Source organism: Pseudomonas sp. JH-2 (assembly GCF_036231725.1).
In the GTDB taxonomy this organism is placed as follows: Bacteria; Pseudomonadota; Gammaproteobacteria; order Pseudomonadales; family Pseudomonadaceae; genus Pseudomonas; species Pseudomonas delhiensis.
This window is the reverse complement of record NZ_JAZAQP010000007.1, coordinates 98,469-124,390: the sequence shown is the minus strand read 5'-3', so window position 1 is coordinate 124,390 and position 25,922 is coordinate 98,469. Positions and strand designations below refer to the sequence as shown.

The 25,922-nt window shown below is 73.5% G+C and carries 19 protein-coding genes; all 19 read right to left on the bottom strand.

Going from position 1 to position 25,922, the window contains the following annotated elements; all coding sequences use genetic code 11:
- Positions 1 to 4: 4 nt before the first annotated feature.
- The gene (locus tag VV867_RS07315; RefSeq protein WP_328565993.1) at positions 5 to 3,151 is read right to left on the bottom strand and encodes a DUF6519 domain-containing protein; all 3,147 of its coding nucleotides are present in this window, start codon (positions 3,149 to 3,151) and stop codon (positions 5 to 7) included.
- 11 nt (positions 3,152 to 3,162) lie between these two features.
- Complete coding sequence (locus VV867_RS07310) at positions 3,163 to 5,235, bottom strand: hypothetical protein (protein WP_328565992.1); 2,073 nt, start codon at positions 5,233 to 5,235, stop codon at positions 3,163 to 3,165.
- Positions 5,232 to 8,015, bottom strand: coding sequence for a putative baseplate assembly protein (locus tag VV867_RS07305; RefSeq protein ID WP_328565991.1), 2,784 nt, complete (start codon positions 8,013 to 8,015; stop codon positions 5,232 to 5,234). The genes VV867_RS07310 and VV867_RS07305 overlap by 4 nt, the downstream gene beginning before the upstream one ends.
- Positions 8,015 to 10,576, bottom strand: coding sequence for a putative baseplate assembly protein (locus tag VV867_RS07300; protein WP_328565990.1), 2,562 nt, complete (start codon positions 10,574 to 10,576; stop codon positions 8,015 to 8,017). The genes VV867_RS07305 and VV867_RS07300 overlap by 1 nt, the downstream gene beginning before the upstream one ends.
- Entirely contained in the window at positions 10,573 to 10,941 is a 369-nt protein-coding gene (locus VV867_RS07295; RefSeq protein WP_109936469.1) for a GPW/gp25 family protein, read from the bottom strand. The genes VV867_RS07300 and VV867_RS07295 overlap by 4 nt, the downstream gene beginning before the upstream one ends.
- A 2-nt stretch (positions 10,942 to 10,943) precedes the next feature.
- The gene (locus tag VV867_RS07290) at positions 10,944 to 11,264 is read right to left on the bottom strand and encodes a hypothetical protein (protein ID WP_328565989.1); all 321 of its coding nucleotides are present in this window, start codon (positions 11,262 to 11,264) and stop codon (positions 10,944 to 10,946) included.
- Between the two features lie 180 nt (positions 11,265 to 11,444).
- Positions 11,445 to 11,954, bottom strand: coding sequence for a phage baseplate assembly protein V (locus tag VV867_RS07285; RefSeq protein WP_109936471.1), 510 nt, complete (start codon positions 11,952 to 11,954; stop codon positions 11,445 to 11,447).
- The gene (locus tag VV867_RS07280) at positions 11,951 to 13,090 is read right to left on the bottom strand and encodes a hypothetical protein (protein WP_328565988.1); all 1,140 of its coding nucleotides are present in this window, start codon (positions 13,088 to 13,090) and stop codon (positions 11,951 to 11,953) included. The genes VV867_RS07285 and VV867_RS07280 overlap by 4 nt, the downstream gene beginning before the upstream one ends.
- Entirely contained in the window at positions 13,087 to 13,446 is a 360-nt protein-coding gene (locus VV867_RS07275) for a hypothetical protein (RefSeq protein WP_328565987.1), read from the bottom strand. Before VV867_RS07275 ends, VV867_RS07280 begins: the two co-directional genes overlap by 4 nt.
- Positions 13,443 to 14,096: a hypothetical protein gene (locus tag VV867_RS07270; RefSeq protein ID WP_109936473.1), complete on the bottom strand. Its 654-nt coding sequence runs from the start codon at positions 14,094 to 14,096 to the stop codon at positions 13,443 to 13,445. Before VV867_RS07270 ends, VV867_RS07275 begins: the two co-directional genes overlap by 4 nt.
- 15 nt (positions 14,097 to 14,111) lie before the next feature.
- Complete coding sequence (locus tag VV867_RS07265) at positions 14,112 to 16,886, bottom strand: eCIS core domain-containing protein (RefSeq protein WP_328565986.1); 2,775 nt, start codon at positions 16,884 to 16,886, stop codon at positions 14,112 to 14,114.
- A gap of 27 nt (positions 16,887 to 16,913) precedes the next feature.
- Entirely contained in the window at positions 16,914 to 18,446 is a 1,533-nt protein-coding gene (locus VV867_RS07260; protein WP_328565985.1) for an eCIS core domain-containing protein, read from the bottom strand.
- The gene (locus VV867_RS07255) at positions 18,443 to 18,739 is read right to left on the bottom strand and encodes a hypothetical protein (protein ID WP_328565984.1); all 297 of its coding nucleotides are present in this window, start codon (positions 18,737 to 18,739) and stop codon (positions 18,443 to 18,445) included. Before VV867_RS07255 ends, VV867_RS07260 begins: the two co-directional genes overlap by 4 nt.
- Positions 18,736 to 20,634, bottom strand: a complete 1,899-nt coding sequence (locus VV867_RS07250) for an ATP-binding protein (RefSeq protein WP_328565983.1) — start codon at positions 20,632 to 20,634, stop codon at positions 18,736 to 18,738. Before VV867_RS07250 ends, VV867_RS07255 begins: the two co-directional genes overlap by 4 nt.
- Positions 20,631 to 21,941 carry a DUF4255 domain-containing protein gene (locus VV867_RS07245; RefSeq protein ID WP_328565982.1) on the bottom strand — a complete coding sequence of 437 codons (1,311 nt, stop codon included), beginning with the start codon at positions 21,939 to 21,941 and terminating at the stop codon, positions 20,631 to 20,633. The genes VV867_RS07250 and VV867_RS07245 overlap by 4 nt, the downstream gene beginning before the upstream one ends.
- Positions 21,938 to 22,648 carry a hypothetical protein gene (locus VV867_RS07240; protein ID WP_328565981.1) on the bottom strand — a complete coding sequence of 237 codons (711 nt, stop codon included), beginning with the start codon at positions 22,646 to 22,648 and terminating at the stop codon, positions 21,938 to 21,940. Before VV867_RS07240 ends, VV867_RS07245 begins: the two co-directional genes overlap by 4 nt.
- Positions 22,645 to 23,352: a hypothetical protein gene (locus VV867_RS07235; protein WP_328565980.1), complete on the bottom strand. Its 708-nt coding sequence runs from the start codon at positions 23,350 to 23,352 to the stop codon at positions 22,645 to 22,647. Before VV867_RS07235 ends, VV867_RS07240 begins: the two co-directional genes overlap by 4 nt.
- Positions 23,353 to 23,356: 4 nt before the next feature.
- A complete protein-coding gene (locus VV867_RS07230) occupies positions 23,357 to 23,881 on the bottom strand; it encodes a phage tail protein (RefSeq protein ID WP_074980862.1) in 525 nt (174 codons plus the stop codon).
- A gap of 13 nt (positions 23,882 to 23,894) precedes the next feature.
- Positions 23,895 to 25,484 (bottom strand): phage tail sheath family protein, encoded by a 1,590-nt coding sequence (locus VV867_RS07225; RefSeq protein ID WP_109932194.1) that lies wholly within the window; start codon positions 25,482 to 25,484, stop codon positions 23,895 to 23,897.
- Between the last annotated feature and the right edge of the window lie 438 nt (positions 25,485 to 25,922).

Below are 25,922 nucleotides of genomic sequence, written 5' to 3'. Positions count from 1 at the left end.
TTCCTTAGACGCCGATGAGGTTGCACAGGTTGATGTCGTTGGGCACCGTGGCGCCGCTGAGCACCCTGATGTTGCCGCTGCTGGCGTTGCCGATGACGATGGCCCGTTCCAGCTGGGTGCTCAGGTGCAGGGTGTCGAGCTTTTCGCGGCCGATCAGGCGGTTGTTGCTGGCGTTGAGGGTCCGCCCCTGCAACGCGCCCAGTTGCGGCTGCTGGTCGTTGCCGTCCAGCGCCTGGCAGCGGTTGCCGGCGAACAGGCAGTTGTCCAGCGCCGCGCAGAGCACCAGCGGCAGGCTGCTGGCGTGGCTGCGCAGCTGGTTGTCCTGGATCGCCAGGTCGGCCGCGCGCGGGGCCAGGGCGAACACCTGGCTGGCGGTGAACAGGTAGCTCAGCTGGGCCCCCTCGACCACCTGGGCGGGGCTTGCGTAGAGCGGCGAGCCGGCCGCCGCGCTGGCCACGCGGATGGCCCGCCACTGGCTCATCAACGGTTTCTGCGCCGGGTCGTCGCCCAGGCGTTCCACCTGGTTGGCCTGCACCAGCGCGCGGTCGAAGGGCGGCAGCAGGTGGATGCCGGTGATCTCGGCGCCGCTGCGGTCCGGGCCGATGCCGAGCAGGCGGTTGCCGCTGATGCGCAGGCGCTGCACCGCCACGGTACGGATGGCGTCCAGCGCCGCCAGGTCGGTGGCCTGGCGCGCCACCTCGGCTAGCTGGTTGTCGCACAGGTCGGCCTGGTCGACGCGCACCAGCTGGATGGCGGCATAGGCGCCGCTCGCTGCCAGGCCCAGGCCCTGGCAGCGGTTGCCGCTGAAGGCCAGCACCCCGGCGGCGCCGCCTTCGCCCATCACCAGCGCGCCCAGGCCGATGGCGTCGAAGCTGTTACCGGTGATCACGGCGCTCTCCACCCGCTGGCGGATGAGGATGGCGTTGCCCTGCAGCCGGGCCAGGCGGTTGCCTTCGATGCGCACGCCGTCCAGCGCCAGCGGGTCCAGGCCTTCCTCGAGGACGATGCCGTCGCCGCTGCGCTGGTCCAGGCCGCTGATCTCGTTGGCGCGGATGCGCAGGCCGTCGACCCCGGCGCGGATGCCGGCGCCGCCGGTGTGGATGACGTTGCCGTCGATGTCGAACACCGCGCCGGGCAGCACCGCGCCGGTGGCCACCAGCGCCGCCTGGTTGCCGCCCAGCATCAGGTTGCCGGCCACCCGCGTGTTGCCGTAGTGCAGGCTGACGCCGTCGAAGCTGAGGGCGCGCTGGCTGCAGATGAACAGGTTGCGGGCGACCTGCAGCTCGGCGCCGAGCAGGTACTCGTCGGCGCGCACGATGCCGCGCTCGGCCACCAGCGCGCAGTCGCCGACGTAGGCGCCCAGGGCGTAGCCGGCCAGGCCGATGGCCGCGCTGGTGCCGTCGCCCACCGCCAGGCAGATCACGTTGATGTGCTCGGCGCGCAGGTCCAGGGTGTTGCGCGCGAGGATCGCCGGCGTTTCCCGGTTGGTCGAGCCGAGCAGGCTGAGGTTCTCCAGGGCCACGCCGATGCTGGCCTCGATGTTCAGCACGGTGCCGGGCTGGCCGGCCACCAGCAGGGTGGCCCAGCCCTGGCCGCGGATGCGCAGCGAGCGGGCGCCGTCGATGTTCAGCGGCTCGCGCAGGTTGTAGGTGCCGATGCCCAGGCAGACGGTGCCGCCGCTGTCCTTGATCGAGTCGATGGCCTGTTGAATGGTGGCCGCGCCGCTGTTGTGGCCTTCGGCGCTGACGCAGACGCTGCAGTCGCAGCCTTCGCCCTCGGCGATGGGCGGCCAGAGCACGCGGCAGTCGGTCTCGTCGTCGGGGAAGTCGACCACCGCCAGGCGCGCGTAGTGGTGGTGGATGCCCAGTGGCGGCGCCTGGTCCAGCAGCTCGATGCTGGCATCCACGGTGCGCGCGGCGAACACCCAGTGGTCGCCGCTGTGGAACTGGCCGCCCGCCGGCGCCAGGGCGAACTCGACGAGGATGCCGCTCTCCAGGAACAGCCGGGTACCGGCGGCGGGGATCGGGATGTCGCCGGCCGCCGCCGGGGCATTGAGGTCCAGCAGCTGGCTGCCGTCCTCGCGGCGCACCGGGCCGGCCTGGTCCCAGCGCCGCACGCGGGTGTTGCGCGCCGCGTCGGTGGCCTGCTGGGCGTCGGTGGGGAACAGCCCGGCCGGCAGCGCGAGGTCGAACTGCAGGGTGCGCGCGGTCTCGTCGACGCCGCCGGCCACGCGGATGCGCCGCAGCTCGCCGGGCAGGTTGTGCAGCTCGCGCCAGTCGTCGCTGACTTCCACCCAGTCGCCGTCGTGGAAGCGCAGCACCTGGTCGCGGCCGAGGCTTTCCACGGTGATGCGGTCGCGCGCCGGGTTGATGTGGGTGACGCGCGAGGCCACCGTGGCGTTGTCCCGCGACCACTTGAAGGTCGCCGTGCCCAGGGGGCCGCCGCGGTGCACCTCGACACGGTACAGCTGGTTCTCCAGGCCGCGGTAGCCGGCGGCCGGCGGCACCTGGCAGGGGTCGGGCTCGAAGTCCGGCACCCCGGTGGCGGTGCTCAGGCGCGCCGCCGAGGGCGCGGTGGCGGCCAGCCAGCCGGGCAGCTCGGCGTCGGGCGTGGCGCAGGTGCCATCGCCGATGCCGGCCAGCACCTTGACCTGCCAGACCGTCTGCAGGCGCCCCGTGGTGTCGACGCCCACGGCTTTCTCCACCAGGTCCGGGGCCAGCACCGCGTCCACCTCGCGCTGCCAGACGTCCAGGTAGGCCAGGTGCGGCCCGCCCTCGGGCAGCGCCGGCGGGTCCGGGTAGTAGGGCTGCGCGGCGTAGTCCAGCGGCGCGCTGCCGGCCAGCCCGGCCAGCCGTGGTTCCCAGGCCAGGGGCGCGGCGCCGTGGTTCTCCGCCAGCAGGCCGTCGACGTACATGCGCCCGGCGCCGATGTTCAGCTTGCCGCCGCTGGCCTGGATGCGGAAACCGTCGGGGGTGATGCGCGGCACCACGTTGCCGCCGAAGCCGTCCAGGCTGCCGGCCTGCAGGCGCCGCGCCAGCTGCGCGACCCATTCGTTCCAGTCGGCGTCTAGCTGGACGCGGCCCTGTTGCATGACCACACCGAGGAAGTCGCGGTGGGCGTCGAAGCGGATGCGCGAAAGATCGAAGCTCATGGCGGGGTTCCTCAGGATTCGTGGAAACTGCCGGCGCGCAGCCCGACGCGCAGGTACTCGGCCAGGCGGATGCGCAGGTTGACCAGGCGTTGCGCGCCGTACAGGTGGTGCAGCACGCCCATTTCGCTCTCGTCGTCGGCGCCCTGGAGGATTTCCACCGGCGTCGAACCGGCCAGTTGGCCGTAGGCGGGCGTGCCATAGCGCAGCGAGGTGAAGCGTGGCGCGATGCCCGAGCCGGCGGTGTCCGGCTGGCAGTGGTGGCGACGCGGCACCCGCGAGCCGGGCGGCAGCCAGCTGAAGCGCACGCAGCCGACCTGCTTGCGCAGGGCGCGCACCGCGGCGGGCCAGGTGTCGGCCGTGGCCAGCTCGGCGAACAGGATGCTGTTGGAGATCAGCCCCACCTCGCGGGTGTGCAGCTTGCCGACCACCGTGCAGGCGTCCAGCGACAACCTGGCCCCCGGCGAATCGCCGTCGCCGGCGGCCAGGGCCACGGCGCTGCGGGCGAGGGCATCGACCAGGCAGTCGCTGGCCGTCACCTCGGCGTGCTCGTGGGCGCGGATGGCGCCGAGGATGCAGCGCGTCAGTTCCACGCGCAGGCCGGGCACTTCCAGTTGCAGGCTCGGCGTGGCCGGTTGCGTCGGCAGGCCGGCGGCGTCCAGGGCGATGCCCGGCACCAGGGTGCAGTGCTTCAGCTCCAGGCGCGCCAGGGCGTTGCCCGGGGCGGCCGGCACTTGCAACGGCGCGCCGGCGATCAGCAGGCCGTTGAGCAGGCAGGCCGCGTCGGCGCCGCCGCTGACATTCAGCGTGGTCAGCGCCAGCAGCGGGCGGAAGCCATTGGCGGCGCGGATTTCCACTGCGCCGCCGGCGCTCACCTCGATGTCCAGCGCCTCTTCGTAGCGGCCGTTGTCGGTGATCTCCACCACGCCGTCGCCGGCGACCTGCGCCAGGGCCGCGGCCAGGGTCGGCTGGTCGCCGGGCACGCGCACCGGCGTGCGCTCTTCCGGCGGCACGGGCAGGTCGGCGCCGCGCTCGTACTGGCCGCCGCCGAGGTCGGCGCAGGCGCCTTCGTGCCAGCTCAGGCGGACTTCGGCGGGGTCGGCGGCGTCGCCGGGCAGGGCGATGCGCCCCAGCCGCGGGTCGATGGAATACAGGCCGTCCGGCGGCGGCGTATGGGCCCAGCCGCCGCCATCGTCGCCCAGGTGGCAGATGCAGATGCGGTCGCGCTCGATGGCCACGCCGTCGACCCACAGCTGCAGGCTCGGCTGCGGGTTGTCCAGCGGCGCCGTGGCGCTGGCCCGCACGCCGTAGTGGCGGGCCAGGTGCGCGGCCAGGCGCCGGCGCGACAGCGGCCAGGGCACGTTGTCCGGCTCGGCCAGGTGGCCGATGTCGTCCTCCGCCTGCGGCCGGTTGTACAGCGCCACGTCCTGGCCCAGGGGGCTTGCCCGGTAGCGGCGCACGCCGGCGCGCGGGCAGGGCACCTGGCTGCGCGGGTAGGCCTGGATACGCCACAGGTGCAGGCCGACGTTGGGGATGTTGTGGCGGCCGCGGCCGGACTCGATGTTGCGCACGTCGACGCTGCGGTTGGCGCCCTCGAAGGCCGTGCCCAGCCATTCCAGCGCCTCGCCCTGGCGCAGGTCCGGCGCCTGCACGGCCTGCGGGCGCGGGTGGTTCATGTACTGGGTGGCGCACAGGCGCTGGAAGTACTCCACCGCGCGGGCGTCCCAGCCGGTGACGTCGCGGGCCAGCTGCTCCAGCACCGTGGCGGTACCCTTGCGCCGGCGCAGGGCGATGGTGTGGGCCACCTCGGCGCGCGGGCTGGCGACCTTGGGCACCACCCGGTGCAGGCCCTGGTAGCCGATCAGGTCGCCGATGTAGGGCACCACCCAGTCGCCGCAGGTCTCGATGAACAGGTCGTCGTAGAGCTGCTCCAGGCTTTCCTCGGCGACGCCGAGCTGTTCCGCCAGCAGCGCCAGCAGTTCCTCCAGCGGGCCCCGGTCCAGGCCTTCGGCGGCGGCGATCTCGGCGTCGCGCACGCGGTGGATGGCCGGCAGCAGGGCGTACAGGCTTTGCGCATCCAGGCTCATGGCAGCACCTCCAGTTCCATTGGCGCATCACTCAGGGTCAGCAGTTCCGCGGCCTGGGGCAGGCCGGTCAGCGAGGGCACCGGCAGCGCGGCGAACAGCCGTGGCTTCAGCGCCGGCGGCTGGCCCTGGCGGTACAGCCGGGCGACCTGCACCGCCAGCACGCCGGGCAGGCGCTGGACCACCGCGGCCAGCTCGTCCACCGAGACGGTCTGGCCGAAGTCGCGGCGGGCGAAGCCGAAGTGCTCGCGCAGCGCCGCCTCGACCGCCGTGAGCAGCGGCGTGGCTTCGTAGCCGGGGGCCAGTTTCACCGCCAGCCGGCAGCGGAAGCGCGCGTCGCGGTAGCTGGCCAGGCGCAGCGGCAGCAGCGGGTCGCCATAGGCCAGCAGGGCGTCGCGCAGGAAGCCGTAGGTGGCGCCGTCCTCGCTCACGGGCGAGCCGTCGACGCCGGCCAGGCTGAGGAACACGCCGCGCGCCGGGCCGGCGGGGATCCACAGCGCATGGGCCTTGTCGATGCCGGCGAAGGCGCGGGCGAAGTTGGCGTAGTCGGCCACCGATACCGCGCGGTCGAGGGTCAGCACCGTCAGCGGCGCATTGGCCCGCGCCCGCTCCAGCGCCTCGCCGTCCTCGCCGCCGCTGGCCGCGGCCGGGTTGACCACTTCGCTGACGCCCAGCGGCCGCGAGAGCAGGGTGGTGAGCTTGCCGGCGGCGAGGTTGCCGGCGCTGCCCAGGCCCTTGCGGTAGCGCGCCCGCACGTTGCTGTGGCCGCTGGGCAGGCGCGCGCCTTCGAGGCCGTCGCCGAACTGCAGGGTGGCGAGGCCCGCCTCGTCCTGGGCCGTTTCGTAGCCGTGGGCGTCGGCGGCGGCGCGGTACAGCGTCGGGGCCTCGGTCCAGAGTACGTCGTTGACCCGCAGCTCCAGGGTGGAGGCGCGGCCGCTGGGGGTGTTGGCGGCGACGTAGGTCAGCGGCGCCTGGTTCAGGGCGAAGCGCTGGTTGGCCTGGCCAGCGTCGCCGTCGCCGAGGATGGCCTCCACCGTCTCGCCGTGGCTGGCCGGCGCCAGGTTGGCGTTGACGCGCAGGCTGGCGCGCTCGAACACGTACTGCAACGCGGCGCGCAGCTTGATGCGGGTGTAGTCGCGGTCGAGCGCCAGGGCGTCGTCGCCGTCGGCGATGAAGGCCACCTGGCGCACCACGGCGTCGCCCTTGCGCGCCTCGGCCAGGCGCAACTGGCTGGCCTTGGCGCTGAGCCGGCCACTGCGGCCGTCGCGGTCCAGCAGGTGCAGGCGCAGGTTCACCGCGGGGCTGCCCAGCAGCCCGGCGAAGGTTTCCGCGTCCTGGGCCACCGCGCTGGCGCCATACAGGCGGTCGGCCGGGGCGAGCATGAAGAGTTCGTCGCCTTCGCCCAGGGCGGCGCTGCCGCCGTCGTCCAGCTGCAGCGCCAGGCCCCCGGCCAGCACCGCTAGGCGCTGGCGCACGCCGGAGAGGGCCAGCGGCTGCCCCGGGGCAAGGCCTTCGACGCGGCGCGCCAGCACCAGCTCGTCGCCCTGCACCGGGTACAGCAGTGGCCGCGCCGTGGCGGCCAGCGCCTCGCTCTGCGCCAGGACCAGGGTGCGGCGCAGCGGGAAGCGCTCGGCGGTCAGGTGCTCCTGGGTGTCCGGGGTCAGCCGGGTGACCTTGGCCGACAGCGCGAAGGCCGTGCGGCTGCGGTGCGCCACCCGGGCGATGCGGTACAGCTCGGTGTAGCCGGGCAGGTCGGCGCTGCCCAGGCCGGCCTGGTTGGAGACCAGGGCGAACCAGCCGCCGGCGACCAGCTTCGGGTTGTCGCCATCGAGGTCGACGGCCGCTGGGTCGAGCACGAAGTTCTTCCATTGCCAGGCGTCGGCATCGGCCTTGTCGATCTGCTGGGCGATGTTGGAATCGTCGTTGCCCAGCAGGTTCGGGTCCGGCGCGTTGTGGCCGAACAGCGCGCCGCGCTGGCGCAGGGCGAACACCTGCACGCCGGCGGCGGCCGGGGCCATGCTCGGGAAGCGGCTGCCCAGGGGCGTGGTCCAGCGCACCCGGGTGCGCTGGTTGGCGGTGTCCGGCTCGACGCTGGCCAGCACCCGGATGTCCCAGCGTTCGCTGCCCGGGTCGGCCAGGCGCTCGTTGCCGACGATCAGCAGGGCGTCGCCCGGCTGCAGGCCGGTGGCCAGGCCCGCCAGCCACAGCCCGGTGTCGCCGCTCTGCGGCTGCCAGGGGCGGCTGGCCTGCACCGCGATGGCGTTCCACTCGGCGCGCGCCGGCGCCGGCGCGGTGGTCTCGAAGGTCTGCGCCTGCTCGCCCTGGCCGGGCACGCTCTGCACCCGCGTGCCCGGCGGGATGACGATGGGCTCGCTCGGCGCGCCGGGGGTTTCCAGCAGGGTGAAGGCCAGGTGGGTGGAAGCGGCCACCCCGGGCGCCGCGCGGTAGCCGATCAGCCGCGCCAGCTGGCGCACCGACAGCTGTTCGGTGGCGGTGCGCAGGTAGTGCTCCTGGGCGTAGCGCTCGGTGTAGAAGCCCAGCACTTCCAGCGAGCAGGCCAGGGCGTCGGCCAGGGCCAGGGTGAAGTCGCTGTCCTCGCGGCTGGTCAGCGCCGCCAGGGCCGGGTAGTCGGTGCTGGACAGGCGCGCCCGCAGGCTCGCCAGGTAGTCGCCGTGGCGGCCGCTGCGGTAGTCCAGCGCCGGCAGGCCGGGCGGGTTGTCGATGCGCCGCGGGGTGTCGGCCTCGACGCCGGCGCAGCAGTCGCACTCGGGTTTGCCGTTCATCATTTGCCTCCGTGCAGTTCCAGGTGCAGCACGCCGTGCTCGGGGAAGTCGGGGTCATTGTCCAGGCGCGCTATCTCCAGCCGGCCCAGGCGCATGAAGCCATCGGCCAGGGGCTTGGCGTCGGCCTGGCCGAGGCGCTGGAAGCGCTTGACCTGCACCGAGGCCACGCCGGGTACGCTGCGCGCCGCGGCGTACAGCGGGCTGAGGTAGACGGTCTGGCCAAAGCTGAAGTTGTCCGGGTGGAACAGCCCCGGGGCGCCGTCGGCGCGGCGCCGGGAGCCGAGCACGTCGAGCAGCGCGCGGCGCACGTCGCTGCGGAAGTAGCCGGCGCGCACGCAGACCAGCAGCTCGATCTCCAGCGACACGTGCACCGGCTCGTCCACCCGCAGGTCGTGGCCGGCCATGCGGTAGCGCTCCAGGTGCTCGACCAGCTCCACGGCGAAGCCGGCGTCCACCGCCGCGCCGCCCTCGCGGTCGACGGTGACGAACACCGTGTGCCAGCTGCCGGTCCAGCGCAGGCTGGCGGCGGCGCGCTGCACGCCGGCCAGGCGTTCGCTGACCTCGGCGTAGTCGGCCGGGGTGACCGCGCGTTCCTGGGTGCGGAACGCCTGGGGTGCGGCGCGGCGCAGCTGGGCCGGGCTTTCCGGCTCGACGCCGCCGCGGGCCGGCAGCGGGTTGCACACCCACCGGATGCGCCCCTCGGCGCTCACCGCATGGGCGATGGCGTCCGCGCCGACGTTGCCGGCGGTGCCGTTGCCGACGCGGTAGAAGGCGCGGAAGGCGCTGCCGCTGTCCGGCCGGCGGCCGTGCTGGTCGTCGCCGAAGCGCAGGCGGGCGCTGCCGTCCTGCTCGGTTTCCAGGACGAAGCAGCGGTCGTCGGCGTGGCTGTCCAGCAGGTCGCGCTGCACGCTCCAAAGGTCCGGGGCGGCGCCGCTCTCCAGGCGCAGCTCGGGCAGGGCGTCGGCGGCGCGCCAGCGCAGCGCGGCGCTGGCCGAGTCGGTGGCATCGAAGAACACCCACTGGCGGCGCTGCAGGCCGCCTTCGACGATGCGCCGCTGCACGCGGCCGCGGTGCGTCACCGGGCCCTCCGCCAGCAAGGGCCGGTAGCGCGGCGGCAGCGGCTCGGGCGCCTGGCGCTGGCAGGCGCCGCCGCTGCCCGGGTATCTCAGCAGCGGCGCCGGCACGCTGCCCAGGGCTTCGCCGGCGACGCTGCGGCCGTGGTCGACCAGCACGATATTGCCCAGGGCGACGCTGACATCTTCCAGGCGCGCATTGCCGTGCTCGTCGTCGCTCTGGCTGGAGATGCACAGGGCGAAGGGCAGGGCGTCGCCGGGGTGCCAGGCGATCTCGGTGACCGGGCTGCCGTCCAGGGGATCGGCCAGCGGATCGCTGCCATCGAAGGCGCGCACCCGGGTCAGGCGCACCGCATGGCGGCGCGCCGGGTCGGCGTCGGCCGGCTCGCCGGTGAGCGGGCCGAGCACTTCCTGCAGCACCAGCACGTCGCCCACGGCCAGGCCGGGCAAATGGCCGCGCAGGGTCGCCGTGGTGGCGCCGGCCGGCAGGCAGCAGCGCTCGTCGCTCCAGGTGTGGAAGAACAGCCGGTTGTGCGCCGCGTCCAGGTTCGCCCCGTGCATCGGTTCGAACACCAGCGGCGCCGCTTCCAGGGCGCGGCGCTCCTCCGGCGAGTCGGCGAGCAGGCGCCGCGGCACGCCGGGCACGCGGGTGTAGAAGCGCAGGCCGTCCGGCAGCGCGAAGGGCCCGCCGCTGACCTCCAGGTGCAGCCAGGCGCGGGCGTTGCAGCCCTCGTGCAGGTGGTAGTCCACCAGCAGCGCGTGGCGGCGCAGGCTGCTGCGGCGCCGCGCGGTGTGCAGGTAGGCCTCGGTGGCGATGGCGTCCAGCTGGTAGTGCTGCAGGTCGCCGACATAGGCGATCAGCTCGCCCAGGGTGGTGGCCAGGTCCGCCGGGCTGCGTTCGCGCCAACCGGGCATGCCTTGCGCCAGGCGGTCCATCACCAGGCGGCGCAGGCTGGCGTAGTCGCGGGCAAGGTAGTTCAGGTCCGGGCTGGCCGGAGGCTGCCCGGGGCAGTCGGTTTGCGGGCGGCAGTCGAAGTCGCTGGGGCACTCGACCTTGAAGGCGAAATCCACCGCCGACAGGCGCGGGTCGAAGTCCGCCAGCGGCTGTTCGGCGCCGGCCCGGTGCAGGCGCAGGCGGTAGGTGGAGTGGTCGCCGTCGCTGTCGGTGCGCACCACCAGCACCCGGTCGGGCTCGGCCAGGGCGGCGAACAGCGCCTGCTCGGCGGCGCTGGCCTGGGCCGGTGGCGAGCTGGCGCTGCCCAGCCAGAGGATGCCGATGTGGCGCACCCGCTCGCCACCCTCGATGTGCAGGTTGTCCAGGCCCAGCGCCGCCGGCACCGGCTTGAGCAGGCGCACCAGCAGGGTGCGCTGGCGCGGGCTGCCGGGCGGCGCGTCCTGGTCCAGCACTTCCAGGTAGTCGATGCCGTTGAGCGTGGGGTGGGCGTCCACCAGGGCGCGGCGGTGTTCCTCGCAGCAGTGGTAGATCATGGCGCGCCTCCCTGGACGAACAGCGCCGAGTGCAGCGCGTCGTTGCGGCGGATGCGGTACTGCACCTGCACCGCCAGGCGCGATTCGACGGCGCTGACCTCCACGCCCTCGACCAGGATCAGCCCGGCCAGCCACTGCTGCAGCGCGCCCTGCACCAGGAACTGCACGGTGGCCGCCAGCTCCGGGCTGTTGGGCGCGAACACCAGCTCGCGCAGGCCGCTGCCGAAGTCCGGGCGCATCACCCGCTCGCCCGGCGCGGTGAACAGCACCTGCTCGATCAGGCCGCGGATCCAGGTGGCCTCGTCGGCGTCGCGGGTGCGGCCGTGGCCGTCGAAGCGGTAGGGGAAGTACAGTCGCTGGGTCATGTTCAGCTCCCGATCACGCGGGTCTGCGCCGCCACCGGCAGCAGCGGCGTGCCGTTGGGCGCGCAGACCGCCTGGCTGTCCATCAGCAGCAGCGGCTGGCCGTTGCTGAACACCCGCGTCGCCGCCACCAGCCATTGCGCGGTGACGCAGGGCACCGGGCCGCCGGAAACGTTGAACGGGCAGCCGGCGATGACGTAGGGCGCGCTCATCAGCACCGTCGGCTGGCCACCGACCAGCACCCGTGGGTTGGGCGCGGTGGGGGTGGCATTGCCGCCATGGGCGCAGAGCACCGTGGCGCCGACATGAAGCAATGGCCCGGGCATATTAGGGGCCTCCCACGCTTCGCCACGAACCGCGTTGCTGCGCAACCCTGCGGGACGGGCGCCATTTGGCGCAGCACTGCGTTACTCGTCGTTCATTTGGAGTGACCAAACTTCCCTCCTCGCGCCTTGTTCTGCACCAAATGGCGCTCCGTCGCGGCTGCAGCGAAACGTGGGCGGCCCCTAGATCACCGTCAGCGCGCCGTTGTTGATGGTCACCGCCGGGCCCACCAGGGTGAGCGCGGCGCCCTTGCCGTTCTGGATGTAGATGCCGGTGTCGTTGACGATCAGCGTCGCCCCGGTGGCGCTCTTGAGCATGATGCCGCCGGTGGGGCCGGGCAGGTCGGAGATGGTCAGGCCGTTCTGCAGCGGCGTCTGCAGGGTGATCGCCGGCAGCCCCGGCGGGGTGGCCAGGGCCAGCGCCGGGACTTCCGCGGCGCTGCCCCAGAAGCAGCCGACCCAGATGGGGCTGTCGGGGTTGCCCTGCTCGAACTCCACCCAGACCCCGGAGCCGATCACCGGCAGCGCCACCATGCCGTTCTGCAGCCCGGCGATGGGCACGCAGGGCATGGCCCAGCTCGCCGGCACCAGCCCGGCCACGTCGGGCACCTGCACCTGCAGGCGGCCCTGCTGCATGGGGTCGACGTTGTTCAGCACCATGCCGCGGTACTTGCCGTAGTAGCGTTGGCTCATGCGGGCACCCTCGGCGTGATGGAGACCAGGCCGTTGCGCGTCAGCTGGAAGCTCTGGGTGAACTTGCCGCGGGCCAGGGTGCTGGTGACGCTGCTGACGTAGTACAGGCCGTCGTAGGCCACCCCCGCGCCGCGCACGCCGACCAGCCGCCGCGCGCGCAGCACGCGGCCGTAGCGCAGCACGTCGAGGCTGCCGCTGGCGCTGACCGCGTCCTGGGACTTCTTCGCCTCGGCCAGGCCGGCGCTGATGGCCTGCATGGGGTTCAGCTTGGCCGTGTCCTTCATCATCTTCAGGTTGGCGATGGGCGCCGGCAGGGCGCCCAGCGGCGGCTGCAGCGGGTTGAGGTTGGGGATCGGGATGGGAATGGGCGCGCGGGTCTGCGGGTTCTGGATGTACACCACCGGCAGCACGCCCTTGGTCGGGTCGAAGCTGAAGTTCAGCGACTCGACGTTGGTGTGCGCGTCCATGTCGACGTTCAGCGCCGGCTGCGGCGGGCCGACCTTAATCTCCGGGCCGAAGTAGGCGATGCTGGTCAGCGGCACCTCGCCCGGCTCGATGTAGAACACGTGGCCGACCTCTTCGGCGAGCTGGCGGACGTAGGCCAGGTCGGTGCCCTGCTGGGCGGGGATGCGCTCGATGGGGATGGGCACGTCGGGGAACAGCGCCGGGATCGGCAGCGGGATGATGCCGAAGGCCGCGTACTTCGCGCAGATCAGCGCCACCCGCGCCTCGATGGGCATGGCCGGGTAGGGCAGGCCGGAGAAGTCGATCAGGTCCATCACCTTGCTCAGGTCCTCGCCGGTCAGGGTGATGCTGCCGGCCTGGCGGTCCTGCCCGGCCTGCACCTCGACGTGGGTCAGCACGCCGTCGAACAGCGGCTGCGCGCGCCCGCCGAGGGTGACGATCAGCACCACCCGCAGCGGTGGCGTGCCCAGGCTGGTGTTGTTGCCCACGGCGATCAGGAACAGGGTGTTCAGCTCGGAGCGGCTGTTGACCTTGAAGCGCAGCTGGAAGCCGCTGGCGCCCTCGCTGGCATGGGTCACGCTGACCTCTTCCAGGGCGTCGATCAGCAGCGCCGGCACCGGGATCGGCACGATGGGCCCGATCAGCAGGCTCAGGTGTATGGCGCTGCTCACGATTCGTCCCCCGGCACCCCTTCGGGCAGGGTGATGCGCAGCGTCCGCCCGGGCGTCTCGGTCAGCTCGTCCGGGCGCAGCGCGCCGTTGCCGTCGCACAGCCGCCAGTACTGCTGCGGGTCGCCCAGGTAGCGGGCGGCGAGGTTGTCGATGCGGTCGCCGGCTTCCACCTGGTGTTCGCCGAGGGCGGCGAAGTGCTCCGGCGGCGGCACGAAGCGCCGCCGCACGTAGCTGAGCGCCACGCCGTCGGGGCGCGTCCACTGGGCGATGTCCAGGCCGTGGTAGCGGCTGTCCGGGGCGAAGGCCGGGGCGGTCAGGGCGTTGGCCTGGAGGAAGACCTTGAGCGGGTCGGTCATGGCAGGCCTCCGATGCCGAGGGCGTCGAAACCGAAGGTGGCGGCCTTGCCGGCCAGCTTCTCGCGGGATTGCAGGTAGGCCATGAACAGCCCGCCGCCCTTGTGCTCGAAGCCGAGGTCGGCGACGGACAGCACGCGCAGGCCGAGGGTGACGGTGGCGTTGATCGGGTTGAGCTGCGGGTCGAAGGCCTCCTCGCTGATGGAGAAGTCGGTCACCCGCACCGGCACGATGCGCTGGGCGCCCCAGACGAACAGGGCCAGGTCCGATTCCAGGGGGGCGATCTCGAGGATGCCCGAGGCCGCCTGCGCCTGGCTGGCCAGCAGGTCGGCCGCGCGCGGGTTGACCAGCGCCTCCAGCACCGCCAGCTGCGGGGCGATGCCGACTTCGCTGGCGGTCCGGTCGCGCTCGGGGAATTCCAACTGGTCGCTGGCGTCGATCTCCGCCTCCAGCTGGAAGGTCTCCACCGCCGGGCCCTTCAGGCGCAGCGCATCCGAGCGCTCGGCGCCATCGCCCATGCCCTGCACCTGCAGGCTGCGGCGCAGCTTCTCGGGGTTGTACTGCAGGGCGATCACCCGGCGCACCTGCGCCGAGCCGGGGTCGACCAGCACCAGGCCGGCCTTGATCAGTCGCGGTGAGCTGCTCAGCGTCATGCCGGCCTCCTGTCCTCAAGGGTTCGCATAGGTCAGCTCCGTGGTCTGGTCGGTCGCGGGCCACTGCTCGACGAACAACCCGGAGGCGTTGAACCAGCTGGAGCGGTGCAGGGTGACGCGCCAGCTGTCGTCGCTCAGCCGCTGCGTCGGCGTCAGGCGCACGAAGGCGCCCACCACGTACTCCCCGCGCTGGCGGGCGACGAAGGTCACCACCGTCTGCCCGACCGCCAGGCTGGTCTTGGGCACCAGGATGCGGCCGATGGTGGGCGAGCGCGCCAGCAGCGCGGCGATGCGCCGGCCGACTTCCGAGGGCGTTGCGGCCTCGGCCGTGGCCGGCGCCGGCTCGGGCAGCGCGGGTGTGGGCGTGGCCGCATCGTCCTCGCTGGGTTCGGCGTCGGGTTCGCTGCCGGCCGGCGTGCGCACCGTGGTCACCGCGGCCTGCAGGCTGGCGAGAATCTCGTCGACCGTCTGCCCCTGCACGCCGCCGAGCCCGGCGATCAGCCGGTCGGCCTCGGCGCCGGCGAGGTCGGCGGGGACGATGGCGAGGAAGCGCTCGACCACTTCGTCGGTGACGCTTGGCCCGCTGCCGCCGCGGCGGGTCATGGCGTCGAACAGCCGGCGCACCTCGGGGTTGGCCGCCAGGCGCCGGTTGAGTTCGTCGGAGATGCCCGGCAACGGTTCCGCCGGCGTCGGGGCGGGCGCCGGCTCGGCCGCGGCGTCCGCATCGGCATCCGCGTCGCCGCCACCACCCGCGTCGGCCGGCTCGCCGCGGCGCCGGGCTTCGAGCGCGGCGCGCATGGCCTCCAGGGTGGGTTGCGTGGCCACCTCGCCGCCGCTGGCCATTTCAGTGGCGCTGGCCAGCACTTGCAGGTCCTCGTCGCTGAAGGCGTCGGGGTTCTCGGCGATCACCCGCATCATCTGGTTGGCGATCTGCTGCTGCGCGGCGCTGAGGTCGCCGGTCTGCGCCGCCTGCTCCAGCGCGTTGCGCAGGGCTTCGTCGTGCTCCAGGCGCTCGCGCAGCTCCGGCGGCACCTCGATGCCGTCGTTGTGCATCGCTTCGAACAGGGTTTCCAGCGGCGATTCGCCCGGGCCCACGCGGGCCTCGGCGCGTCCGGCATAGAACACCAGCAGCGCGACTACGGCGAAGGCCTGGGCGTAGGCGGTGACGCGCCGCCCGGCCGCCTGGGGCGCATTGCGCAGGGCCGAGCGCATCAGCAGCGAGGTGGCCGTCAGCGCCGCGCCCAGCCAGCCGACCCGCGCCGCCTGGGGCACCCACTCGCCGTCTTCCTGGGGCGCGCCTTCTTCCTCCGTTCCCGGGCTGGGCCGGCCGGGGAAGGGCACCACGTTGTCCGGCGGGGTGTCGGGCACGGGTTCGGTTTCCGGCTCGGGCGTCGGGTGCGGCTGCGGTTCGGGCCTGGGTTCGGGCACGCTGTCCACCACCGGTGGCGTGCCGGGAACCGAGTGGGGCTGCGGCACCGTGCGCGGCACGGGCACCGGGACCGGCACCTCCACGTCCTCGCGTTCGCGCCGCGGCGGCCGGCAGGAGCACAGCCGGCGGGCCTCGGAGAAGGGCGGGGCGCAGAAGTAGCCGAACAGCCCGGGCTGCATCATCACCACTGACAGGCGCTGCTGCAGGCAGCCGGCGGAGGCGGCCAGCGGGTCCGGCATGGGCAGGCCGCGGCCGACGGGGATGCTGGTGCGCAGGCGTTCGACCTCCACGTCCGGGTTCTCGACCGCGAAGGCTTCCTGCACGGCGGCTTCGTAGAAGTTCAGGTCATCCACGCCCTCGCGCTCGCCGTGGGGCGTCGCCGCCTTGATCTCGCCGATCTGCACCCGCACCGGGATGCCGTTCTCGCGGGTGACGATGGCCAGGTCCAGGCGGCCGTTCTCGTCGGTCGGGCTGCTGAACGGCAGCTCCACGCGGCCACGGGGGAAGCGGGCGACGAAGGCCAGCTGGACGATGGCGTGGGCGGCGTTGCCGGCTTCCGCCGTGCCGAGCGGGCCGAACACCGCGCCGTAGCAGATGCCGCAACCGCCGGCGGCTTCCTCGGTGACCGAGAAGCGCTGGACGCGCTGGCGGCGCAGGACGCCGTCGACCCCGGCCGGCCCGCCCGCGCCCAGCCGTTGCACCGCGCGGTGGGCATCCTGTTCCAGGGCGTCGCCCGGCGCGCCGAGTTGCAATGCCTGTTCTGCAGTCCGCTCGGCGGCCCCGCGCTGCTGGACGACGTGGGCCAGTTCGTGGGCGAGCAGCGCGCGGCCGCTGGGCGTGTGCGGCTGGTAGCGGCCGCGGGCGAAGACGATGTGCTGGCCGACGGTGTAGGCGTGGGCCTCGACGTCACGGGCGGAGTCGGCCGCCGTGGCGTCGTGGTGCACGCGCACCCGGGCGAAATCGTGGCCGAAGCGCGGCTCGAAGAATGCCCTCGCCGGCAGTGGCAGCGGCTCCCCGGCGGCGCGCAGGGCCTGGCCGACGCTGCCCGGCGCCTGCCCGGCCGCCGTCGCGGGGCGTTCCGGTTGGCGGCTGATACGTGGCGTGGCGATGCCTGGCGAGGCTTCGCTGGCAGCGCCGGCATCCAGCACCTGGGCAGCGGCGCGGTCGGCCTCGCGCTCCAGCGGGTCGTCGCTGGCGCCCACCGCCAGGCGCGGCTGCAGGCCCAGGGCGTGGGCGCGCCGGCATTCCTCGCACTCGCCGCTGAGCCCGGCGGCTTCGCCACCGCAGGCGCACTTGCGCTGCAGCAGCGTCGCCGGCTGTTCGCCGGTGGCGGCCGGGGCCAGGCTGGCGTGGCTGTTCACCGCCGACCTCCGATGGTTTTCATGCCCTCAGGGCGCCGGATACTGGTCACGGAAGTCTCCCTTGACCTTGCAGGCGTTCTTCGCGTCGGTGGCGGCGATGGTCTGCCAGGCCGAGCCGTCCCAGTAGGTCACGGTGCCGCCCTGGAGGATGCCCGGCTGCGGGCCGGTCTCGCCCTTGTGGCGCGACTCGACCACCGACTTCCAGGTCGAGACGATGGCCGCCACGTCGACGGGGTCGTCGATCAGCAGCGGCCGGTTCAGCTCGTTGATGCGCTTGGTCAGGTCGCTGCGCACCGCCGCGCCCTGCAGTGGCGCCGACTTGCGGTAGCCGAGGATCACCGCGTTGGGGAACAGGCTGGTGAAGACCGCCACCGCCTCCTTGCAGAGCGTCGCGCAGCTGGTGCTGATCATCAGCTTGACGTTGGCGAAGCCGCCGGCCTTCTGGACGTAGCGCAGGTCGAAGCCCTGCGTCTCGTCGCCGTTGGCGAACAGGCCGGGGGCCTTGTACTGGGCGTACTGGTGGCCGCGGAAGTAGACGATGTCGGTGCGCCCCAGGTCGCCCAGGTCGGCGGTGGCGGTCTTCTTGGCCCGCGACTTGTGGGTGGCGCCCTCGGCGGACAGTTCGAAGGTGTCGGAGGCCAGCGATTCGCTGGCGCCGAGCTTGCCCAGGTGCGTCTTGATGTCCGGGGCGAAGCCCGGGTAGAAGCCGACGTAGCCGCCGAAGGCGGTGCCGGCGGCCTTCCAGGCTTCGTCCGCCTTGTCGGCGGCCAGCGCGCTGGCCAGGGCGCTCTTGACCTCGGTCTGCTGGGCGGCGCTGGCGCAGCGGCGGATCGGCTTGAGCGCGCGGATCAGCTGCAGCAGGTCGCCCTTGGCAGCCAGCTTGGCCTGGGCCTCGACCGCCTTGCGCGCCTTGTCGAAGTCGAACTTGGCGCACAGCGGGTCGGGGGCGGCGGCCTTGGGCTTGTCGGCCGGCTTGCGGTGCAGGCCGGGGCCCTGCTGCAGCACGTGGGTCAGTTCGTGGGCCAGCAGTTGCCGGCCTTCGGGGCTTTGCGGGCGGTACTGGCCGGCGGCGAACACCAGGTCGTGGCCGACGGCATAGGCGCGGGCCTGGACTGCCTGGGCCGAGGCATCTGCCTTGGTATCGGCGTGCACCCGCACCCGGGCGAAGTCGTGGCCGAAGCGCGGTTCGAAGAAGCCCCGCGCCTCGGCGGCCAGGGGCTGGCCCGGTTCGCGCAATACGTCGTGGACGATGCCGGGCGCCTGGCCGGCGCCGGGGCCGGCGGTTGCCGGCTTGCGCGCCAGCGTGCCGCTGGCGGACGTGATCTTCGCCGGCGGCTCGGCGGCCATGACCTGCTCGGCGACGCGGTCGGCCTCGCGCTCCAGTGGTTCGTCCTGGGCGCCGACCCACAGCTTGGGCTGCAGGGCCGCCTGTTCCTCGCGTTCGCATTCCTCGCACTGGCCCTGGGGGCCGGAATCGCCGCCGCAGGCGCACTTGCGCTGCAGCAGCCAGTCGGCCCCGCTGGCGGGCGAGGGCTCGCGGGTGCCGTGGGTGGCGATCATGGCTGCGGCCCTCCCTCCTTCGCACCGCGCGGCGCCTGTGGCCAGAGCCCCTGGGGCCCGTGCACCAGGCTCGCGGCCACGGCCTGGCCGAGCCCCTGCACGCCGGCATCGGCGGCGAGCCGCAGCTTGTCCGGGCGGCGTGCGTGCCGCGGTTGCTCCTGCAAGGGCGGCAGGCCGCTGGCGCCGAGCAGGCGCTGGACCTCCTGGCGCAAGGCCGCCGCCAGCGCGTCGGCGTCCGCCGGGTCGATGCCGCGCAGCAGCAGGCGGTCGATGTGCAGCACGATGCGCGTCATACCCAGCCCCTCGTCTCCGCGTCGGAGATCGCCTTGTCGCGCTTCGCCGCTTCCAGGTGCGCCGCCCGCAGCAGGTGCCCCATGCCTACCGCGGTGCCGGCCTCGGCGGCGAGGAAGGCCGCGGCCAGGGCGATGTTGCGGATGCTGCCGCCGGGCACCGCCAGGCGCGCCAGCCGGGCGTAGTCCAGCCCGGCCAGCGGCGTGGCGGCGGGGAACACGCCGCGCCACAGGGCCTCGCGCTGGGCCGCGTCGGGGAAGGGGAAGTGCACCACGAAGCGCAGCCGGCGGGCGAAGGCGCCGTCCAGCGCGGCCTTGTGGTTGGTGGTGAGGATCGCCAGGCCGCGGTAGGCCTCCATGCGCTGCAGCAGGTAGCTGACCTCGATGTTGGCGTAGCGGTCGTGGCTGTCCTTGACCTCGCTGCGCTTGCCGAACAGCGCGTCGGCCTCGTCGAACAGCAGGATGGCGCCCAGTTCCTCGGCGCTGTCGAAGACGCGGCGCAGGTTCTTCTCGGTCTCGCCGATGTACTTGCTGACCACCGCCGACAGGTCGATGCGGTACAGCGCCAGGTCCAGGGCGTTGGCCAGCACTTCGGCGGCGAGGGTCTTGCCGGTGCCGGAGTCGCCCCAGAACAGCGTGGCGATGCCCAGGCCGCGGCTGCCGCCGTCGGCGAAGCCCCAGTCGTGGTGCACGGTGAGGCGGTGGCGGGTGTGCACGGCGATCTGCCGGAGGGTCTGCAACTGGGCCTCGGGCAGCACCAGGTCATGCCACTGGGCGCGGGCCTCGATGGGCTGGGCCAGTTCGCTCATGGCCCGTGCGTCGCCGCGGCAGGCGGCGTGCAGGCGGGCCGGGGCCTGGTCGCTGGCGTCCAGCTGCGCGGCTATGTCGGCGATGCGCCGGGCGCCGAGACGGTACTGGCCGGCCAGGGCATCGAGGCTCGGGGCCAGGGCGCCGGCCCGCTCGCCCAGGGCTTCGCGCCACAGGCGGCGTTGTTCCGGCACGTCCGGGCGGTCGACGGCGAAGGCCTCGCCGTCCAGGCCGCAGGGCGCGCGGCTGGCCACCAGCAGCAGGCCGTCCAGGCGCGCGGCGAAGGGCGCCAGCGGCTTGTCGTCGTCGCCGGCGCGGACCAGCAGGGCGCTGCCGAGCAGGGCCGCCTCGCGCTGCCAGAGGATGGCCAGGGCCGCCTGTTCGTGGGCCGCGGCGGGGATGTCGGCGGCGCGCAGCTGGAACAGCGTCACGCCCAGGCGCCGGGCGATTTCTGCGGCGACGTCCTGCTGGCCGAGGGCGTCGTCGCCGTGCAGGAGGATCGGTGGCAGGCGGCCGTGGCCGTGCTGCAAGCGCTCGATGGCCGCGGCGACCACTGCAGCGTGGGCATGGCTCATCAGTCCGGCGTCCGGCACTGCCTGCAGCAGCGGTTGCAGGCGCGGGTCGAGGTAGTTGAGGCCGCCGAGGAAGTGCAGCACGCGCTCGTCGATGCGCAGGCGGCCGGCGGTCAGCCCGGCGTGCTCGTCGACTTCCAGCAGGCGCCAGCGGCGCAGCGGTTCCGGCGGCGCCAGGGCGCTCCAGTGCGCCGCCGGCAGCACTGCCAGGGCCAGGCCGAAGGTGGCCCAGGGCCGCGCCGGCTGGCCGCTGGCCTGGGCGCACAGTTGGGCCAGGCGGGCGTCCATCTCCACGCCCGCGGCGAGCAGCAGCAGGTCGCGCTCGAAGGCGCTCAGCGCGAACAGCCGCGCCAGGCTGTCGATGGCCGCCGGCTCGTCCATCGCCGCGCGCAGGGCGTCCAGCCGGGCTTGGGCCTCGTCCGCCTCGTCGTCGCCGAGCAGGGCGCGCAGGCGGGCGAACTCGGCCGCCAGCAGGTGCTGGTTGGCGGCGGTCCAGTCCGGGGCGGCGGGGGCGTTCATGTGAGGGTCAGCCGCTGGTCGAGGAAGCGCGGCGGCGCCTGGGCGTAGTCGACGATGGCGCTGTCGATGCCGTCGATGCGCAGGCGCACCAGGTGTTCGCCGGCCTCGGCGGCCTCGACCAGGAAGTCGAGGCTGGCGGTGGGCGCGGCGAAGGCCTGCGGCGCCACTTCGCGCTGGCCGAGCAGCAGGCTGGCGCGCTGGCCGGGGCGCAGCACGGGGGTGAAGGCGATGTTCACCAGGACGTTGCCGTCGCCGTCGCGGGCCAGGTTCTGCGGCAGGTTGGTGATTTCCGGGGCCAGGGTGAAGGCCAGCCGGTTGCTCTCCCGCGGCAGGCTTTCGCCGGGGCGCACCAGGCGGGCGCAGGCGGCGTAGACGCCAACCGGGAAGTCGGCGGCGCGGGCCGTGGGGATCAGCAGCCCGAGGCTGTCGCCGAGGTTGGCGCCGCTGGCCGGCAGGACCTCGTCCAGCTCGAAGCGCGGGTTGCCCAGGCGCACCTCGCGGGCCGCGCCGTCCAGGTGGTGGCCGCGCAACTCGATGGCGTGGCCCAGGCGCGCCACCGGCTGGGCGTCGGCCGGCAGTATGGCTTCCAGGGTCGGCAGCGCCGGCGCAAGGCCGGGGGCGACCAGCACGCCGCGCTCGCGGCCGCTGTCCGTGTCGACCTCGCCGCGGCTGAGCACCGGCAGCGGCACGCGGGTGGGGCGCTCGGCCTCGATCAGCACCACCGACACCAGGTAGGCGGCGCTGGGGCGGAAACTGGACTGGGTGGCGGCCCAGAGCTTGGCGCTTTCCTCGGTGTTCAGCGTTTGCGGGGTGATGCGCAGTTGCTCCACCTGGTCGGCCAGGCCGCATTCGGCGAGGCGCTGCAGCGCGGCGGGGAGGACCAGGCCGAGGTCCGGCGAGGGGCTGAGCGCGGTGCGGATCATCTCGCGGGTGAGCACCGGGAACTCATGCATCAGTTGCATGGCGTAGCCGAGCAGGATTTCGCCATGCAGGTCGCCGCCGCTGTAGGCGGACAGCAGGTAGTGCAGGTCCAGCGCCAGGGGCGGGTTGCCCAGGCGCTGGCTGCCGTCGGCGCTGTGCCCGGGCAGGCCCTGGTTGCGCCAGGCGGCGTTGGGCGTGACCTGGTAGAGGAACAGGTTGAGCTGGCTGGCCTCGGTGCCGTCGGCTGGCACCACGCGGTCCGGCGGTAGCACGCTGACGGTCACGGTGGTGCCCAGGGTGCCGGCGACGTTGTGGTTGACCAGGCCGTCGTTGAGGCGGTCGCGCAGCACGGCGGTGACGCCGGCGATGGCCAGGGCGCTGCTCATCGCCGGTCTCCGTTGCGCCGCGCCAGGTAGTCGTCCAGCGACAGCGGCGGCGGGCCCTTGCGCGCCTCGCGGCGGGCGGGCGCGGTTTCCTGGATGGCGGTGACCTCGATGCGGCCGATGTGGATGTGCACCTCGTCGGGTTGCCGCGGCACCGGTTCGGCGGGAGGCGGCGCCGCCCGGGTCGGCGCCGCGGTGGCGGACGCCATGGGGGCGAGCAGCGGTGGCAGGCGCGGGGCGGCGGGCGAGGGCGGTGCTGCATCGACCCCTGGCGGGGCCTGGTGATGGGGCGGCGTCTCGTGCATCGCCAAGGGCGTGGGCGCGGCTGTTTCCGTCGGGGCGGCGTCGGGGGCGTGGATGACCAGGTTCAACGGCTGCTCGGCCAGCAGCGGCTCGGGAAGCCTGGGTTGCTGGACGGGCGAAGGCTCCTCGGCTTGCACGGCTGGAGCCGGCGGCGCTTCACCTGGCCTCTGCGCCGTGGCCGCGTGTGGCCGGGCTGGCGGCACGGCTGCCGTGGGCGTGATGGCCGGTGATGCGGGCAACTCCATGAGGGCTGGCAGCGCCGCGCCGGGCAGGGCTGCCGGTAGCCTTGCCTCGCCGCTGTCCAGGCGTTCGGGCGCCGGCTGGAACGGCAGGCGCGCCGGCGCGTGCAGGGTGACGCCGCGCTGGCCGCCGGCCTGGGCGGCGAGGCGGCGCAGCAGCCCGCTCATGGCGCCACCCGCGCGAGGTAGGCGGCGCGGCGCGCATCGCCCAGGGCGAGGATCTGCGCCTCGCTCCAGCCGTAGGCGCGGGCCAGCAGGTGGATTTCGTCGAGCAGTTGCCGCGCGCTGCCGTCGATTTCCTCCCACAGGTAGGCGGCGACGTCGAGGCTGGCCTCGCCCTCCGCGCCGCAGGCCGGGCAGCGGTAGGCCAGGGCGAGGTCGGCCCAGGGATCGGCCGCCTCCAGCGCGGCTTCCAGGGCTTCGCGCAGCTCGCCCAGGGCCTGCTCGTCCCGCGGCAGCGCCGTGGCGTCTTCCGCGCAGGCCAGCAGCAGTTGCCGCGCGGCGTGCTCGGCGTCGGCCAGGCCGGCGATGGCGGCCAGGTCGCGGCTGGCCGGGCAGCGGAAGCGCAGGCCCCGCACCTCGACCTGTTCCGGCGGCGCCTGCAGCGGCGGCAGCTGCGCCGGCTCCAGTTCGAACGCCAGGCGTTCGCCGCAGCCGGGGCAGTCCAGCCACAGCGCCAGGCGGTTGCCGAAAGTCTCGCGGCGCAGGCGCATCAGCGCGGCGTTGCAGGCGCCCAGGGGCGCGTCGGCGAGGCTTTCCGGCGGGCGTTCCGGGGCGGCCTGGGCGAACAGCAGCAGGGCGCGGTCCAGCGGGTGGCGGCGCGCGCCCTGTTCCCAGAGCGCCAGCAGCTGCGCGCAGCTCAGCGCGGCCATGGCCTCAGGCCGGCTCGTTGTAGCTGGGTTCGGTCGGCTCGGTCACGTCGTAGTCGCGTTCCCAGCCTTCGTTCTCCAGCTTGAGGGTCTGGATAGCCACCGCGTTGGCGTTGGCGTCCAGGTCCGGCAGCGCCTGGTATTCCGAGACCCAGCAGCGGAACACCTTGTAGGCCAGGGCGAGCTGGCCGGCCTCGTTGTACACCTCGATGATCAGGTCCTTGCGGAAGTCCTTCAGCGACACTTCCGCGCCAAGGCCGGCGCCGAAGTTCCAGACCTTGTTGGCCCAGCGCTCGAACTCGGTGTCGTGGGTCACCCCGCGCTCCAGGGTGATGGCCTCGAACTTGGTGCGCCCGGGCGACTTGCGCGAGGTGGAGGGGTCGCCGCCCTCGCGGTGCTCGACCAGTTCGGTGCTGCGCTTCAGGGCGCCCACCTTGCTGATGCCGGCGACGTAGCGGCCGTCCCATTTCACGCGGAATTTGAAGTTCTTGTACGGATCGAAGCGCTGGGCGTTGACGCTGAACTGTGCCATGGAAGGTTCCTCCCTAGACGGCGACCTGGCCGGCCATCTGCTGCAGCTTGATGACCACGAACTCGGCGGGCTTGAGCGGGGCGAAGCCGACGTGGATGTTCACCACGCCGCGGTTGATGTCGCTCTGGGTGGTGGTCTCGCGGTCGCACTTGACGAAGTACGCCTCGCGCGGGCTGCTGCCCTGGAAGGCTCCCTGGCGGAACAGGTCCTGCATGAAGGCGCCGACGTTGAGGCGGATCTGCGCCCACAGCGGCTCGTCGTTGGGCTCGAACACCACCCACTGGGTGCCGCGGAACAGGCTTTCCTCGAGGAACAGCGCCAGGCGCCGCACCGGCAGGTACTTCCATTCCGAGGCCAGCAGGTCGGCCCCGGCCAGGGTGCGCGAGCCCCACACCAGGTGGCCGGCCACCGGGAAGCTGCGCAGGCAGTTCAGGCCCAGGGGGTTGAGCACGCCGTTCTGCCGGTCGGTCATGGCGTAGGTCAGGCCCTGCACGCCGGAGAAGGACGCCGCCAGGCCCGCCGGCGCCTTCCACACGCCGCGCTGCACGTCGGTGCGGGCGATGATCCCGGCCACCGCGCCGCAGGGGGCGAAGTCGGCCGGGCGGTTCTCCGCCAGCGGGTCGGCCAGGCGCAGGCGCGGGTAGTAGGCCGCGGCGTTGATCGCGTCGTCGTTGCCGACGCTGGCGCGCAGGGCGTTCACTCCATCCTCGGCATCGCCGATGGCGCTGCCCGGGTTGGCCGTCCAGTCCGCCGGCGAGTCGATGATCAGCACGGCGCGGCGTTCCTGGCAGTAGCCGGCGGCGGTGGCCCAGGTGGCGGGGTCGAGGTCGGTGTCGCGGGTCAGCGGCGGGATGCACAGCAGGTTGAACAGGTCGGCCGCCTCCAGGGCGTAGAGGCCGCTGCGCAGGTCCTGGTCGCCGGTGATGGCGCCGTCGTCGAGGTCGCCGCCGTCGTCGCCCAGGGTGCCGGCGGCGGTGGCCGTGCCGTCCTCGTTGGCCACGGCGACGGTGGCGTCGGCGGGGCTCTCGGTGGTCGGCGCCGAGGTGAGCACGCGGACCAGCGCCGACTGCTCCTTGAGCAGGGTGTCGACGAAGCGCGGGCTGAGCGGGTCCACCGAGACGTTGCGGAACACTTCCGAGGCCACGGTGGTGGTGCCGCCGGGGCGGTCCAGTTCCTCCACCAGCAGGTTGAACAGCAGGGTGTCGGCGCTGTCGCGGGTGGCGTGGTCCACCGTCGCCCGCAGGCGGTTGCCCCAGGCGCCCGGGCTTGCGGCGGCGAGCACCAGGCTGCCGCCGGCGGTGGCCAGGGTGAGGGTGGCGGTGTCGTCGTCGAGGTCGCCGTTGAACACCCGGACGATCAGCGCGTCGCTGCCGCCGTGCTGGAAGAACTGCATGACCGCGTAGCCGAGGGTGCTCGGCTGCCACAGGCCGCCGAACAGCCGGCTGTACTCGGCGAAGCCCTGCACGCGCACCGGGCGGTTCACCGGGCCGCGCAGGGCACGGCCGACGAAGGCGGTGATGGAGGTGGCGACGCCGGTGATGCTGCGCACGCCGCTGGGTACTTCTTCGATGTAGACGCCGGGGTAGGTGAGGTTGGACGGCATGAGCGGAACTCCTCAGCAATCACTCTGAAGTCCGGTCTCAGCAGAACGGCGCGCGGACCGGGTATTGAACTACTCGGTGCACAGAGGACGATGCGGACTGCAGGACAGCACGCGATCGGGAAGACGGGCATCGATGCCCGGCGTGGCAGGAAGGGGGATGGGGGATCGCGTCCTTGCTGCGAGGTCAGGCCTTGATGCGGGACTGCGGGAACCCGATTGCCCAGACGGGCCGAAGGTCTGTTGACCACCATAGTTCAGCGCCCGGAGGGCGCAATGGTGTCACCGTACTGGCCAATGCGGGCCCGGGATACTGGCGAAAAAATGGCAGTCGGGCTGGGAAGCGCAGCGGCCGTGGCTGCCGCCGGCAGGCCCGCGCAGGCGCGTGGCTGGCGCCGCAGCGACGAACGGTAGGGCGCAGGGCCCGCGGCCGGCGCCGCG

What these genes read in the sequence shown, in the direction of transcription:
- VV867_RS07315 (WP_328565993.1), bottom strand. Translation starts at nt 3,151, where the DNA reads ATGAGCTTCGATCTTTCGCGCATCCGCTTCGACGCCCACCGCGACTTC.
- VV867_RS07310 (WP_328565992.1), bottom strand. Translation starts at nt 5,235, where the DNA reads ATGAGCCTGGATGCGCAAAGCCTGTACGCCCTGCTGCCGGCCATCCAC.
- VV867_RS07305 (WP_328565991.1), bottom strand. Translation starts at nt 8,015, where the DNA reads ATGAACGGCAAACCCGAGTGCGACTGCTGCGCCGGCGTCGAGGCCGAC.
- VV867_RS07300 (WP_328565990.1), bottom strand. Translation starts at nt 10,576, where the DNA reads ATGATCTACCACTGCTGCGAGGAACACCGCCGCGCCCTGGTGGACGCC.
- VV867_RS07295 (WP_109936469.1), bottom strand. Translation starts at nt 10,941, where the DNA reads ATGACCCAGCGACTGTACTTCCCCTACCGCTTCGACGGCCACGGCCGC.
- VV867_RS07290 (WP_328565989.1), bottom strand. Translation starts at nt 11,264, where the DNA reads ATGCCCGGGCCATTGCTTCATGTCGGCGCCACGGTGCTCTGCGCCCAT.
- VV867_RS07285 (WP_109936471.1), bottom strand. Translation starts at nt 11,954, where the DNA reads ATGAGCCAACGCTACTACGGCAAGTACCGCGGCATGGTGCTGAACAAC.
- VV867_RS07275 (WP_328565987.1), bottom strand. Translation starts at nt 13,446, where the DNA reads ATGACCGACCCGCTCAAGGTCTTCCTCCAGGCCAACGCCCTGACCGCC.
- VV867_RS07270 (WP_109936473.1), bottom strand. Translation starts at nt 14,096, where the DNA reads ATGACGCTGAGCAGCTCACCGCGACTGATCAAGGCCGGCCTGGTGCTG.
- VV867_RS07260 (WP_328565985.1), bottom strand. Translation starts at nt 18,446, where the DNA reads ATGATCGCCACCCACGGCACCCGCGAGCCCTCGCCCGCCAGCGGGGCC.
- VV867_RS07255 (WP_328565984.1), bottom strand. Translation starts at nt 18,739, where the DNA reads ATGACGCGCATCGTGCTGCACATCGACCGCCTGCTGCTGCGCGGCATC.
- VV867_RS07250 (WP_328565983.1), bottom strand. Translation starts at nt 20,634, where the DNA reads ATGAACGCCCCCGCCGCCCCGGACTGGACCGCCGCCAACCAGCACCTG.
- VV867_RS07245 (WP_328565982.1), bottom strand. Translation starts at nt 21,941, where the DNA reads ATGAGCAGCGCCCTGGCCATCGCCGGCGTCACCGCCGTGCTGCGCGAC.
- VV867_RS07240 (WP_328565981.1), bottom strand. Translation starts at nt 22,648, where the DNA reads ATGAGCGGGCTGCTGCGCCGCCTCGCCGCCCAGGCCGGCGGCCAGCGC.
- VV867_RS07235 (WP_328565980.1), bottom strand. Translation starts at nt 23,352, where the DNA reads ATGGCCGCGCTGAGCTGCGCGCAGCTGCTGGCGCTCTGGGAACAGGGC.
- VV867_RS07230 (WP_074980862.1), bottom strand. Translation starts at nt 23,881, where the DNA reads ATGGCACAGTTCAGCGTCAACGCCCAGCGCTTCGATCCGTACAAGAAC.
- VV867_RS07225 (WP_109932194.1), bottom strand. Translation starts at nt 25,484, where the DNA reads ATGCCGTCCAACCTCACCTACCCCGGCGTCTACATCGAAGAAGTACCC.